The sequence below is a fragment of the Sphingomonas sp. S2M10 genome (assembly GCF_012650175.1).
In the GTDB taxonomy this organism is placed as follows: domain Bacteria; phylum Pseudomonadota; class Alphaproteobacteria; order Sphingomonadales; family Sphingomonadaceae; genus Sphingomonas.
On the sequence record NZ_JAAILI010000005.1, the window covers coordinates 93,915 to 107,834 of the forward strand.

Annotated in this window: 11 protein-coding genes and 1 pseudogene; 8 read left to right on the forward strand and 4 right to left on the reverse strand. The window is 65.6% G+C overall.

Going from position 1 to position 13,920, the window contains the following annotated elements; genetic code table 11:
* Window positions 1-17 precede the first annotated feature (17 nt).
* Window positions 18-1,238 (reverse strand): restriction endonuclease subunit S, encoded by a 1,221-nt coding sequence (locus S2M10_RS00910; RefSeq protein ID WP_099503640.1) that lies wholly within the window; start codon window positions 1,236-1,238, stop codon window positions 18-20.
* Between the two features lie 124 nt (window positions 1,239-1,362).
* Between S2M10_RS00910 and S2M10_RS00915 the strand changes: the two genes are divergently transcribed.
* On the forward strand, window positions 1,363-1,680 hold the full coding sequence (locus S2M10_RS00915) for a DUF1778 domain-containing protein (protein WP_099503642.1): 318 nt from the start codon (window positions 1,363-1,365) through the stop codon (window positions 1,678-1,680).
* A 6-nt stretch (window positions 1,681-1,686) separates the two neighbouring features.
* Complete coding sequence (locus S2M10_RS00920; protein ID WP_246842051.1) at window positions 1,687-2,172, forward strand: GNAT family N-acetyltransferase; 486 nt, start codon at window positions 1,687-1,689, stop codon at window positions 2,170-2,172.
* Window positions 2,173-2,279: 107 nt separating this feature from the next.
* Here the strand turns inward: S2M10_RS00920 and S2M10_RS00925 are convergent, their stop codons facing one another.
* Window positions 2,280-4,832 (reverse strand): S8 family peptidase, encoded by a 2,553-nt coding sequence (locus S2M10_RS00925; RefSeq protein ID WP_168844420.1) that lies wholly within the window; start codon window positions 4,830-4,832, stop codon window positions 2,280-2,282.
* Window positions 4,833-4,884: 52 nt separating this feature from the next.
* Window positions 4,885-5,895, reverse strand: a complete 1,011-nt coding sequence (locus tag S2M10_RS00930; RefSeq protein WP_099503649.1) for an ATP-binding protein — start codon at window positions 5,893-5,895, stop codon at window positions 4,885-4,887.
* A gap of 522 nt (window positions 5,896-6,417) precedes the next feature.
* Here S2M10_RS00930 and S2M10_RS00935 point away from each other — a divergent pair.
* The 5 genes from S2M10_RS00935 (at window position 6,418) to S2M10_RS00955 (ending at window position 10,904) form a co-directional block, all read left to right on the forward strand.
* Complete coding sequence (locus S2M10_RS00935; RefSeq protein ID WP_099503651.1) at window positions 6,418-7,611, forward strand: DUF932 domain-containing protein; 1,194 nt, start codon at window positions 6,418-6,420, stop codon at window positions 7,609-7,611.
* A 173-nt stretch (window positions 7,612-7,784) separates the two neighbouring features.
* On the forward strand, window positions 7,785-9,923 hold the full coding sequence (locus S2M10_RS00940) for a ParB/RepB/Spo0J family partition protein (RefSeq protein ID WP_100964849.1): 2,139 nt from the start codon (window positions 7,785-7,787) through the stop codon (window positions 9,921-9,923).
* A gap of 59 nt (window positions 9,924-9,982) precedes the next feature.
* Window positions 9,983-10,201, forward strand: coding sequence for a hypothetical protein (locus S2M10_RS00945; RefSeq protein WP_099503655.1), 219 nt, complete (start codon window positions 9,983-9,985; stop codon window positions 10,199-10,201).
* 68 nt (window positions 10,202-10,269) lie between these two features.
* Window positions 10,270-10,683, forward strand: a complete 414-nt coding sequence (locus S2M10_RS00950; RefSeq protein ID WP_099503657.1) for a hypothetical protein — start codon at window positions 10,270-10,272, stop codon at window positions 10,681-10,683.
* Window positions 10,680-10,904: a DUF6117 family protein gene (locus S2M10_RS00955; RefSeq protein ID WP_099503659.1), complete on the forward strand. Its 225-nt coding sequence runs from the start codon at window positions 10,680-10,682 to the stop codon at window positions 10,902-10,904. Before S2M10_RS00950 ends, S2M10_RS00955 begins: the two co-directional genes overlap by 4 nt.
* A gap of 31 nt (window positions 10,905-10,935) precedes the next feature.
* Here S2M10_RS00955 and S2M10_RS00960 read toward each other — a convergent pair whose 3' ends face one another.
* Window positions 10,936-11,295, reverse strand: coding sequence for a hypothetical protein (locus S2M10_RS00960; RefSeq protein WP_099503661.1), 360 nt, complete (start codon window positions 11,293-11,295; stop codon window positions 10,936-10,938).
* Between the two features lie 231 nt (window positions 11,296-11,526).
* Between S2M10_RS00960 and S2M10_RS00965 the strand changes: the two are divergent.
* Window positions 11,527-13,770: pseudogene (locus S2M10_RS00965) on the forward strand (strawberry notch-like NTP hydrolase domain-containing protein); the annotation flags it as partial.
* Window positions 13,771-13,920 lie beyond the last annotated feature (150 nt).

Here is a 13,920-nt window from a genome sequence, read left to right on the forward strand (position 1 = left end):
AATCAGAGCAACGCCCGTCATGCAAGCAATTTAATAGGTCCTGAGCCTAGATGGGCAATGTTGGTCGACCACCGGGCAATGGATTTGAAAACACCCGAATGCATGTAGTGTCGAAAGACCAACAGCGCGTAATTGGGGTCCACGTGCTCATACGCTCTGAAGCGTATAAGCGTATTCTGGAAGCACGCGCCCGGCACCTCACCTCGGTAGATCGCTGGGCGACCCACCAGCTCAGGGCTCTGTCCCTCGTTCAGCAGAATGTCCCCGTCGCGCAATTCATAGATGGCCACTTCCTCAGGCTCGAAGTTCATGCGGAGCACGTCCGAGGTATCGATCCGATCCTCATAGACGTTGGCGACCCGAAGATAGGGCCGCATGTGCTTGCCGCGTTCATGCTTGGGTGAACGCTGGCGGCCGAGGGTCACCTCGCCCGCCCCATCGACGCGCGACCAAGCCCAGCCCGCGGGAAGCACCGGGTCAAAGCCTTCTAGGTTAGGCGCCCGTTCGCTTTGACCGAATAGATCTGGTTCAGCGCGCGCCGCGCTCGCCGGCGTGCGGCTGCGCTCGGATAGCTCTTCATCCCGCTGCGCGACCAGCTCACCGGCAACGGCCGCAGCGAGCACCTCTCGGAGCTGCTCATCCAGAAGCCGCAATGCGGACTGGAGTCGCGTCTCGGCCTCGCGGATTTCGGTCAAGCGTTGGTCAGCTATGGCAACGATCCGCGCCTGTTCCTTCAACGGTGGCAATGGAAAGTCTAGTTCTGCGAATCGCGAAGCGCCGAGATGCTGAATGCCGACACCTCGAGCGGCTTGAGCGAAGGCGCCGGATACGGCCATTTGTCGGAATACGATCAACGCATACTCGGGCGTGGTTAGATGGGGGCGAAAACGGATGACCGTGTTCTGATAGCAGCAGGGCTGCACCTCACCGCGCCAGATCGCTGATCGGCCGACTTGGCTAGCGCTCCCCGAGGCTTCGGTCAGCAGGACATCCCCCACCTCAAGACCGAACACCTGCTGCTCGGCCGGGGTGAAATTCATCTCCAGCAGGTCATCAAGATTGATACCCGCAGGGGTGATATTCGCGGCTCGAATATATTTGGTCAGGTGTTCGCCCATGGCTTGATCCGGGGACCGTTGACGGCCGAGTCGAACGGCGCCGGCCTGGTCGACGCGGACCACCGCCCAGCCGGCCGGAAGGTCGGGTCGAGAAGGTGTCTGATCGTCGTTCGTGCTCATGGTCTTGTGCGCCTATTACCGCGCACCAAGAAGCTGAACCGCCCAAAGGCTCGCCTTCACCCCCTTGATGCGTCCGGCTGTAAGCCGTACAATAGCCTTCAGGCGATCATTAAGGCAATGGCCCATGAAACATACGGCGGCGAAAAGGCGGGTCGCGGCCCGCAGCGAGCGATTGGAGGCGCGTGTGTCCTCTGATCAGAAGGAACTTTTCCTCCGTGCTGCCGAGTTGCAGGGCCGAACGCTCACGGATTTTGTCATCTCGAGCGTGCATGAGGCCGCCGTGCGCACCCTTGAGGACCTGCAGTCGGTCAAGCTAGCGGTTGATGAAAGCCGCGCTTTCGCCGAGGCTCTCCTGAACCCCCGAGAGCCCGGCTCGCGACTTTCCGCGGCCGCTCGGCGCTATATGGCGTCGGTCGCGGCGCATGAGCCGAATGCTCGCTAGCCCTTGTTGATCCAGACACTCGACGACACTCACGATCGCGCCGGGTTCGAGTCCGGCGTGGACGCGCTAGACCGATATTTCCGCACCCAAGCCAGTCAGGACGTTCGCCGACGCGTCGCCTCCTGTTTCGTCCTCGTAGAGGGTGATCTCACGCCTCTCGCGTTCTCGACACTTGCCAGAACATCGATCGCTCTGTCCAACCTTCCGGCAACGCTGACGAAGCGCTTGCCGCGCTACCCCGTCGTACCGGCGACGTTGCTCGGGCGACTCGCCGTCGATCGGCGCCATCGCGGACGCCGACTGGGCGAGCACATGCTTTTGGACGCCTTCGCACGAGCGCTGCGCAGCGAAATCACCACATTCGCCATCCTGGTCGACGCGAAGGACGAAGCCGCAGGAGCTTTCTACCGCGCCTACGACTTCCTTCCCTTGGATAACGCCGGCCGCCGTCTTTTCCTCCCGATGGCCGAGGTCGCTCGCCTGTTCGCGTAACGCCGTAGGCCTTCAAGAGTGAAGTGCCCCTTGAACACCGGTACGAGAGCGTCCATGCCCGCCCAACCCGCCCACTGCGGCTTTGTCCCGCCCTCTTAATCGGTACGCTAACCGAGTAGCACTTCTATCTCTTTGTTCTCAACAAGCGTGCTGATCTCACTGTAGAGATCGACATCTTGGCCGGGCGCAGAGATGGAAATGACCAGAGCGTACCGCGCCTTATCAGCCACCCGCTTCTGGCCGACGTGCGACTTCCACCATCCCCCGACCGGATAGACCGCGATGGCGTCGTGACCTGCCAGTTCGATCGCCCTGCCGCGCCACAGATCGCAATGCAGCGACCCCGCCTGGATAGCTTTTGGCCCTAGAAGCCAGCAACTGGCCTCGCCATCGGCTTCGGTGCCGTCCTTGGCCTGGCTCGCTGAAATCCGGCTACGGAAGCGCGCTGCCGTCTCGGTGCGCTTCTTCATGTCAAACCGCAGCCCGAAAGAACGATAGGTGTCCGGTCGGGTCGCCGCCTTGCCCGCCAAGTTCGGCTCGATGAAATACGACAAGGTCACCTTCATCGTGACAATCTCGTTTTCGAGCTTCTCCAGCGCTGCTTTCGGCCAAGGCAGATCGTAGAAGTGCATCTCATTGAACACGCCGGTCCGGCCGTCCGCACCGATCGCGAAGGGCTGAATCTCGGCCTGGGCGACGAGCGTGGCGTCATTGCGCGCCGACAGGATCGCTCGCTCGATGTCCGGTACGCCGTAACCGAACTCGCGAAGCATCTCCTGCTTCTTGCCCTTGGTGGCCGCCTTCCTGGTCTTCCAGTGGGCACCGGTGCCGATGAACTTTCTCCGGATCGGTTCGGGCCATCGGGCCGAATCCACGGTCAGTGCGCGGTGCGTCTCCGCCCACAGGTCCGGCCGAGCCGCCTGCAGGCGGCCGATGAAGTTTCCGGCCATGCCGGCGGCAGCGCTCGTCGCCCAGAACGGGACAAGCGGTTCAGCCGTCACATCGGAGCCGGCCGACAGGAGAGAGACGGCCGGGTCCCAGCCGCAGAAGCCGGTCGCGTCCGACATCATATTGCCGGCCTCGAACAAGACTTCCGGCTTAATCGGCGTCAGGTCGTCGGGCAGCGACTGTGAGCCACGACTGAACGGGCTGCGGTGATTGGCCGGAACGGCGGCCTGCAACACCGGCGGCGGCGCCGGCGGCTGCTCCTTGCGCGTGAAGCCGCCGATGGTCAGGGCGTTCCAGCTCTGTGACGGGTCTTCCAGAGGCTGCGAAGGAAGGACGTCCACCGCCATGCCACCAGAGACGTTCCCGGTGGCGACGACGATCAGCCTCTTCGGTCGTTCCGCGGCCGGGACGGTGTCATCAGCCTCGCCTGGCATGGCCCCCGCCGCGATCTGGTCGATCGCACCGCTCCAAGTCGATGGCCGGCTTGGAGGGAAATCGGTGGCGGACGTGGCGATGCAAAAGCTCCGCACCACATCCGGGCGCTCGATCTCGACCGAACTGACGGCGCCCTGGGTCACCACACCGTAGCTGGGCGGCTTTGTTGGCGGAAACCCGCCGGGCGGCAGCAGCTTCATGGATTCGGCGCCATGGGTGAGTTCGACAGGACGCTCATCGTTCATCAACGGTTCCAGGTCGCCGTAGAGTACGAGCCCCGCAAGCGGCGTGCCGTGACCGCCATGCGGCTGGTGATCGTCCGCACCCCAGGCGGGATCGTAAGCCCAAGCGCCGCGCAGGCCGGGCGCAATCAACGGATGAGCCGCCATCACGCCAGTGTCGAGCGTACAGACCACGGGAGCGTCAGGAGACGGCGGGCTCACGCGCTGCGCCAGCTCTTCCACCCAGTCATGCTGTCCAAGACCGGTCTCCCCACGGTCGAGGAAAGGCTCGATCGTTCCCGTCGCGCGGCGAATTTCGGTGATGGCGCCTGGCACGCGCGCCGCGAACGCTGCCACCGCCGCAGCAACCGCGTGAATGAAGACAACCGTCGTGTCGGGAAAGATCAGGCGATCGCCGTGCACATCGATGTTCGCATTGCGGGCCGCCGCCACCAGGCGATCCGCTAGTGCGACCGGCTGGCGAACCCAGAGCTCCCACCATAGGATGTCGGGCGCAGCCAGATCCACCTCGCCGGTGAACAGCGATACGGCTTCTGCAGCCCTGACTTCCTCGATCACCTCGAACCGCTCGGCATCGGGGCGTCTCTGATTGCCGGGATCGCGTCCATAGTCAGCGATGCGATTGCGCAGGAAGGCGCGGGCATCATCCGGCACGAACACCAAGGCGCTTTCGGTGCGGTCCTCGTTGCGCTCCGATCGCAAGATCACAACGTCCTGTGTAGGAAACTCCAGCGCCGCGGGCACCTTCACGGCCTTGATCCGGGAGTCTTCCGCTGGCGGCAGCGTCGTGACCTCCACGACAGTACCGGATTTCAGCCCCTGTATGGGCAGGCGCGGGTCGGCAGCGGCAGCCGGAACCGTCCCCAGCGCCGCTGCGAGCTGGTCGAGGAGCTGCGTCGCATGCGCCGTATAGTCTCCCCGGAGGGGTTTGCGTTCCTGATTGCGTGAGGGAAAGGTATAGGCCGCGGTCTCACGAAAGACGTCGATCGAGATATGCGCGCGGTCTCTCGTGTCGAAATTATCGGGCTCTGCCATAGGCTCCTACTTCTTCATTCGCGTTCCGTTCGATCCGTTCGGCGGAGCCTGCCTAACGGCCGGGTTGGCGACGGAACTTGCCCTTCAAAGTCTGTCGATTTTGGAGCGCGTCACGCAAGGCATCGGGCGATACCTTCGAGGCGCCTTCCAGGATGGCGTCCTTGACGACGGCATCGGCCGCGCGGACCAACTCGCCCTGGCTCAGGCCTTCGAGCACGCTTTCAATGCCGGGCCATACCGTCGACGCGAACTTGAACTTGCCAAGCCGACGTTCAACGATGGCCCGCGCTGACGTCGCGTCTGGCAATGTATATTCGACCACTTCGTCGAAACGACGCGCCAGAGCTTCGTCCAGGATCTCGACATGATTGGTCGCGGCCAGCACGAGACTGTCGGTTGAATTTGGCTCCTCCATGAAGGCCAGCACCGAATTCAGAACCCGTCGTATTTCGCCGACATCGTTCGGGTGGCCTCGGCGAGAGCCGATCGCGTCGAACTCATCAAGTAGATAGACGCCGCGGGTCTGCGCAATCTGGTCGAAGAGCAAGCGCAGCTTGCCGGCGGTCTCGCCGAAAAACCGGCTGAACAGCGATTCGAGCCGGACCGTGAACAGCGGCAGCCGCAGTTCGCCGGCCAAGGCCGAGGCCGTCATCGTCTTGCCCGTTCCGGGCGGGCCAACAAGGAGCATGTGCGTGGCGGGGGTCTGTCCGTGCTCACGCAGGGTCGCACGCTCCTGCTGCTGGCGGACGACACGGCCCAGCCGCTTGGCAATTTCATCGGAGAGCACCATGCTCGAGAGCGCAACCTTGGGATAGGCGCTCTCGACGAGGCCCTGCAATTCGCCGCGCGGCCGGGCGAGCGGGATCGGGGTCTGTCCGCCGGCAGGTTTGCCGGTCCCTCGCTGATCACGTGCCTTCTGGACAAGCCGTTTCAGCTTCTCAGCGTCATCCGCACGGCCCTGGCGAGCTTCCTGAGCGGCGATCTGCAAGGCGATCGACAGGAGCTGGTCCTCATCCCCGTCGATATGCGAGTTCAGGAGTGCGAGAATTTGCTTAGTCGACATGCTCGCCTCCTTTCTTTGGTTGGGCCTCGCTATACTGTTGCCTGCTCAGATGCTTTTGGCTCTCGCTTGCTTCGCCAACGCTATCGGAATCAGGCCAAAAGCGCCACCGTTTCCTCTCTACCACAGAGTTTCCTAACCATTCTTTCGACCCGTGGGATGCGAAGCTCAGCCGCCCAGCCGGCCAGACCAGTGTGGGCGACATCTCGACCGGCTGTGCTTCCCTCAATCAACGCAGGAACAAAACAGGAACTTTATATCGAACCCATCCTGGGGATTCAACGGGGTGCTTGCGGCCCCTGCGGGAGCTGATCGCGCGGCCGATGTCCTAGTTGTGGGCCGTCGAGGCTTCCAGAGATGACCTTGAGGGGAAAGCATTCCCCGGCGGCCGAGCCTTTGTCTCGGTCGACCCCTTCTGCGGGGAGACCCCGCAACGCCCCCTGAGAGTGAGAGTGCGGACCGGTTTTCCGTGACGGGTTGAGAGCTGGGAGAGAGCTTCCGGTGCCCGTCGTGGAGATTGGTCCCATGAACATACAGGTCCTCGATGCGCGCAGTGATGCGCGTGGCGGTTACAAGGTCGATGTCAGCCGTGGCGAGCAGATCGGCCGCGTCTCGTCCGAATGGTTCTCCCGGCCAGCGGATGAGCGCTATCTATCTCTGTCCGAGCTGGCGCATTCCGTTCGCGACCGGGCCGACCGCAGCCGGACGCGTGTCGTGGAAAGCGCACTCATCCATGTGGAGGCGAACCGCCGCGACCCGGAACGCCTGGCGTTGATCCTTCCCGGCACGGATACGCCTATCGCCCCGACCCATTGGAGCTTCGGCCAACTGGCCGGCCTGGTCGGCGCGCCGGCCGCCTATCTGCGCCAACTCCCGGCGCCGCTCGCCGCCATCAACCTGCAATATGGCCTGACGTCCAATCGGGCCGAGCAGATCAAGACGCTCGAAACCGATAACGGCCGTGTCGAACTGCGCGCCGTCACCGGCCCGGACTATGGCCGCATCTTCGACCACGAGCTGGTCGAGGCGGTGCAGCGCATCGCCGGCAACGGCACGGGCGACACACGCTGGAAGGTGCCAGGCGTGCTGGACTGGTCGACCGGCATCTACAATCCGCGCGTCGACATCACCAAAGACACCACGACGCTCTATGCCTCCGATCGGGATGTCTTCCTGTTCCTCGTCGACGACCTGAACCCGATCGAGGCCGGACGGCTGGCGGACGGCTCGCCGGATCTCTATTTCCGCGGCTTCTACTGCTGGAACTCCGAGGTGGGCGCCAAGACGCTCGGCATGGCGAGCTTCTATCTGCGGGCGGTCTGCCAGAATCGCAATTTATGGGGCGTGGAGGATTTCGAGGAAATCACCATCCGCCACTCCAAATATGCCGCCAACCGCTTCGCCCATGAGGCGGCGCCGGCGCTGGCGAACTTCGCCAACTCCTCAGCCCTGCCTTTCGTAAACGGCATAAAGGCAGCCCGCGAGAGAATCGTGGCACGCACCGATGAGGACCGTACCGACTTCCTGCGCCGCCGCGGCTTTTCGAAGGCCGAGACCAGCAAGATCATCGACACCGTGCTGGCCGAGGAAGGCCGGCCGCCCGAGTCGATCTTCGATTTCGTGCAGGGCATCACCGCCGTTGCCCGCGACAAGGCGCATCAGGACGCCCGTCTCGACATGGAGGCCAAGGCTAAGAAGCTGCTCGATCGGGCGGCCTGATCTCCGCAAGGCCGGGGATGCGGTTTGCGTGTCTCCGGCTCTGCGCTTCCGTGCCTTTCTGGTTTCCCGGTCCGTGGCGCTGCCCCCTTTAGAGGAAGAGGGCGGCGCTTCGCTTCGTGACGGGTTTAGGGCTGAGAGAGAGTCTCTCGGCGCCCGTCGCGGAGTAATCCCCGATGGCTACTGCAGTTCAGAAGATCATCCTGTCGTCCTCACGCGACATCCCCTTCAACAAGCTGGTGCTCAGCCAGTCCAACGTCCGGCGTGTGAAGGCCGGCATCTCGATCGAGGACCTGGCGGCCTCGATCGCGCGTCGCGGCCTGATCCAGAGCCTCAGCGTCGTGCCCGTGGTCGACGCCGAAGGTCAGGAGACCGGCATGTTCGAGGTCCCGGCCGGCGGCCGCCGCTTCCGTGCGCTGGAGCTGCTGGTCAAGCAGAAGCGCCTCGCCAAGATCGCCCCCGTGCCGTGCGTCGTGCGCAAGCGCGACGACGAGGTCCTGTCCGAGGAAGTGTCGCTGGTCGAGAATATCGATCGCGCGCCGCTTCATCCGCTGGACCAGTTCCGCGCCTTCCAGGATATGCGGGTGAAGGGCAAGACCGAGGAGGAGATCGCCGCAGCGCTCTTCGTCCCGGTCCAGGTGGTCAAGCAGCGCCTGCGCCTCGCGGCCGCATCGCCCGTCCTGCTCGACGTCTATGCCGAGGACGGCATGACGCTCGACCAGCTCATGGCCTTCACCGTCACCGACGACCATGCCCGCCAGGAGCAGGTCTGGGAGGCGATCAAGGACGCCTGGTCGAAGGAGCCCTATCAGATCCGTCGCATGCTCACCGAGACCACGGTGCGCGCCTCCGACAAGCGCGCCGTCTTCGTCGGTGTCGACGCCTACGAGGCGGCCGGCGGCATCGTCATGCGAGACCTGTTCCAGTCCGATGACGGCGGCTGGCTGCAGGATGCGGCGCTGCTCGATCGGCTGGTCGCCGAGAAGCTGAAGGCGACGGCTGAGACGATCGCCGCCGAGGGCTGGAAGTGGATCGAGGTCGCAGTCAGCTTCCCCTACGACGCCACGCGCGGCCTGCGCGAGCTGCAGGGCGAGCCGCTCGACTTGACGGCGGAAGAACAGGCGACGATCGAGGCGCTCAACGCCGAATATCAGAAGCTCGAGGCGGAATATGAAGACGCCGACGAGCTGCCCGACGAGGTCGACCTGCGGCTTGGGGAGATCGAGACGGCGCTGTCGGCCTTCGAAACCCGTCCGGTCCGCTTCGAGGCCGTCGACATCGCCCGCGCGGGCGCTTTCATCAGCATCGCCCATGACGGCAGCATCGCCATCGATCGCGGCTATGTCCGGGCCGAGGACGAGGCTCCCGAGCCCGGCATCGAGGCCGATGGGGACGACACCGAGCATCAGCCGGGCGAACCCGGTGTGCCGGCCTTGCAGCGCGCCGTCATCACGATCGGCGGCCAGCCCGTCGAGGCGGAGGACGACGAAGACGACGCGATCAAGCCGCTCCCCGAGCGCCTGGTCATCGAGCTGACGGCCTATCGCACCCTCGCGCTGCGCAACGCCGTCGCGGAGAACCCGCACGTCGCCATGACCGCGCTGCTCCACAAGCTGGTGTCGGACACCTTCATGACCCGCATGTATACGGGCGCCATGGAGGCCGGGGTGAAGCACGTCTTCTTCCCGGCGCAGGACGATGGGCTGAAGGACAGCCCGTCCGCCCGCGCGGTGCAGGACCGTCACGCCGCCTGGGCCGGCGACATCCCGAAGGACGACGATGCACTGTGGGATTGGCTCGCGGGCCTGGACGACGCCAGCCGGATGGCGCTGCTGGCGCATTGCGTCAGCTACGGCGTCAACGCGCTCTATGAGCGGCCGAACCCGCACAGCGCCGGCGGCGTGTCGCAGCACACGCTCGACATGCGGCTCGCCCAGGCCGACCGCCTGACCAAAGCGACGGGGCTCGATCTGGTGGAGGCCGGCTGGCGCCCGACCTTCGGCAACTACCTCAACCGTGTCACCAAGCCCCGCATCCTGCAGGCGGTTCGCGAGGGCATCGGCGAGCAGGCCGCGCAGCTCATCGACCACCTAAAGAAGGGCGACATGGCCAAGGAGGCCGAGAGGCTGCTCGCCGAGACCGGCTGGCTGCCCGAGCCGCTGCGCCTGATCGACGATGCCGAGGCGCCCACGCCGGAAGTCGAGGCTGGCGGCGAGGACGACGATGCGGCGCTGCCCGCGTTCCTCGCCGGCGACGACGAGGTTGTCACGGCGGAGGCCACCGACGACGAAGCGCACCTTGTCGCAGCCGAATGACGAGCACCCGGAGCGGCTTCGGCCGCTCCGGTCCTTTCCCCGATTGAAGGAGCATCGCCATGTCGCGATCCAACCCGTCGCCACGCCGCGTCGTCTTCCAGTACCTCGTTCCCGTACATGTCGAGGTCGAGGACGGCATCGTCGGCCGCGTGACGATCATCGACGAAACCCCGGTGCGCGCCCCCGTCGTCGTCGAAGGCGATCCCGCCTATCTCGCCGACGCCATCCGCGCCGCCGACGACGGCCAGGCCTGGCCATCCTGGCAGTTCGGCTACTAGCCGCGCCACCCCGAACCCACTCCGAGCCCGGCCCGAGCGCCGGGCTCTTTTCGTTTCCGGAGCCCGCCATGACCGATTTCTCCACCCGCTATTCCTGCCTGCTCGATGTCGGCACCTCCGCCAACGTCGCCCGGGCCTTCGACATCTACGCCGCCTTGATGGCCGAGAACGACCGCGAAGACCCGCCGGCCGAGCCGTTTCATCTATCTGTGACACCCGATCACGGTGCGTCGCGGCTCTGGCTGCGCGATCCCGGCACCGCAGATCCGCAGCTTGCGATCACCTTCGTGACGCGCTGCGCCGAGGCCCTCGCGCTGACCGGCCGTTGGGGATTTCAATGGGCCGGCATCGCCTCCGATCCCGTGGTCGATGGTTTCTCGGGCGGCACCCATGTGCTCGATCTTGCCACCGGCGAGACGATCGCATGGACGAGCACCGGCCGCTGGCTCGCCGACCGGCTTGCCAGGGGAGGCGCGCGATGAGCATCCCCGACCATGCCCGCGCCAACTTCCAGACGCTCCTGCGCGCCGCGAACAGTGGCGACCTGGCGCTGATGGAATGCACCGACGTAGCAACCGGCGAACCGCGCTACGTGATCTGCGCCGTCGGCCGCGATGACGGCGAGTTCGTCTTCACACCGTTCGGCCATCTCGCCGATGGCAATCCCTTCGAAATCTACAGCCCGCCGGACGCGTCGACATAGGCGAGCGCGCGCCCAATGTCCTCGCTCGCCGCTACCAGACCGCAACTTCCCACTGCCCGTTGACGCGGGCAAATCCGATTGGCCGGTTTTGCGGGCTCGCGTTCGGCCTGGTCGGATCGAGCACGATCTGCGTCATGCAGGTCACGCCCGGACCGACCCCACCCGGCGAGCAATCGCCGAGCTTCAGCGTCGCGTTCGCCAGCGACGTGCCCGTGAACAGGCGATGGCGCCGCACGGCCGCGGTCGCTTCGCCCTCGCTCGGCTCTGCGACGCCGGCGGCGACGGCCGGAGATGCAGTGACCGGCGAGATCACCGGCCTGAGCACGAAACCCGCACCGAAGCCGACAGCCAGACAGGCCGCGCCGAGAATGCCAATCGCACTGCCCTTCATCTCGCCTCCGATGCTCACTCAGCCGGCGCGGCACGCGCGAATGGTGCGAGGCACAGCGGCTTGTTTTCCTACGAGAACTTAGCGTCCCATCCGCACCGCCGGAAGCCGGTGCGACAGGCCGGGTTCCGGCCGCGCCAGAGTGAGAGGGTGGCCGGGACGGGTTTGAGCCCGTCCGGTCGAGAGAGAGCGCCGGGCCGGCTCGCTCCTGTTCCGCTCTCCGAGGTTCCTCTCATGCTTCATGATCCGCTTCCAGCCGCTCACGCGGCTTCGCTCCCGCTTGTCCCCCACACGCCGCCGGCCGCCTCTATCCTCGCCGCCGCCGAACGCATCCTCTCCCACCTCGAACAGGGCCGCACCGTTGATGCCGCCATGCTGCGCAGCGCCATGGAGGATGCCTTCGGCGCGTCCGACGCAGCCGGCGCGTGGGACTGGAAAGCCGCCTATGACGCCTGCGAGGTCGCGACCGTCCTGTTCCTACGCAAATACGGAAAGCCGCTTTTCCGTAAAGCCGCATCGCCGGCTTCACGACTCTCCGCGCTTGTGAAGATCGTCGGACTGTTACCGACGCACACGCGCCGATCCGAGGAGGCGCAGGCCTTCCAGCAATTCTCGACGCCGATCCCGCTCGGCCTTGCCGCGCTGACGGCGGCAACATTGGCCCCGGCAGATCGCGTGCTGGACCCGTCCGCCGGGACCGGACTGCTCGCCGTCCTCGCCGAGACCGCAGGCGCATCGCTCATCCTCAACGAGCTGGCCGAGACCCGCGCCGATCTTCTCACCTCTCTCTTTCCGGCCATGCCCGTCACGCGCTTCGACGCCGCCCAGATCGACGACCATCTCGATCCGGCCGCTGTGCCGAGCGTCGTCATCATGAACCCGCCATTCTCGGTGATGGCGAACGTCACCGGGCGGGTCGCGGACGCCGCCTATCGGCACATCGCCTCGGCGCTGGCCCGGCTGGCCGACGGCGGACGCCTCGTCGCCATCACGGGCGCGAACTTCTCGCCCGAGCTTCCGGCCTGGCGGGACGCCTTCGTGCGCCTGCAGGGACGCGGCCGCGTCGTGTTCACCGCCGCGATCGCCGGCTCGGTCTATGCCAAGCACGGCACGACCATCGAGACCCGCCTGACCGTCATCGACAAAGCGCCGGCCGAGGACCCCGAGCATTTCCCGGATTCGGCCGGGATCGCACCCGATGTCGCGACCTTGCTCGGCTGGATCGACGCGCAGCTTCCGGCACGCCTGCCGGTCTCGATCATGCGTCCCGCCGCGACACCGGCCGCAACGCCGCGCACGGTGCGAGGCTATCTCGCCCGCGCGGCGACGGCCCAGCCCGCCCGCCGTATCGCCCAGCTCGAAGGCGTGCCGCTCGACTATGAGACCATCGACTGGACGCCGCCGGAGACCGGCCGCCTGTCGGAGTCGATCTATGAGGCCTATGCGCTCCAGTCGATCCGCATCGCCGGCGCACAGCCGCATCCGACCAAGCTGGTGCAGTCCGCCGCCATGGCCTCGGTCGCGCCGCCAAAGCCGAGCTACCGACCGACGCTGCCGGCGCCGATCGTCGCCGACGGCATCCTATCCGACGCCCAGCTCGAGACGATCATCTATGCCGGCGAGACGCATGGCGAATATCTCGCCGGGGCCTGGACCGTGGACGAGACCGGCGATCTCGTCACCGCCGCGCCGGACGATGCCCCGAACGCGGTCCGCTTCCGCCGTGGCTTCATGCTCGGCGATGGGACCGGCGCCGGCAAGGGCCGCCAGTCTGCCGGCATCATCCTCGATAACTGGCTCCAGGACCGCCGCAAGGCAGTCTGGATCTCCAAGTCCGACAAGCTGCTCGAAGACGCCCAGCGCGACTGGTCGGCGCTCGGCATGGAACGCTTGCTGGTCACGCCGCTGTCGCGCTTCCCTCAGGGTACGTCGATCCGGCTGCCCGAAGGCGTCCTATTCACCACCTATGCCACGCTACGGTCCGACGACCGCGGCGAGAAGCTTTCACGGGTCAAGCAGATCGTCGAATGGTTGGGCTCCGATTTCGACGGAGTGATCATTTTCGACGAGTCCCACGCGATGCAGAACGCCGGGGGCGGCAAGGGAGAACGGGGCGATGTCGCCCCGTCGCAGCAAGGCCGTGCGGGGCTCCGGCTCCAGCACGCGCTGCCGAACGCCCGCGTGGTCTATGTCTCGGCGACCGGCGCGACCACCGTCCACAATCTCGCCTATGCCCAACGGCTCGGCCTGTGGGGCGGCGACGATTTCCCCTTCGCCAACCGCGCGGAATTCGTGGAAGCCGTCGAGAATGGCGGCGTCGCGGCGATGGAGGTGCTGGCCCGCGACCTTCGGGCGCTCGGCCTCTATACGTCCCGTTCGCTCTCTTATGACGGCGTCGAATATGAGCTGGTCGAGCACCAGCTCACACCCGAACAGACCCGCATCTACGATGCCTATGCCGGCGCCTTCGCGCTCTTATGCGCAGCTGCGCATAAGATCGATTATCGCGAGGTCGCGGTAATGCGCAGGAACGCGGCGTAGCCACCGAATTCCCGTGATAGTGGGCGCGGTTGCTGCGCATTATATTGGTTGCGAACCTCGGCGGTCCCTGGACCAGCTGAGGAGGCA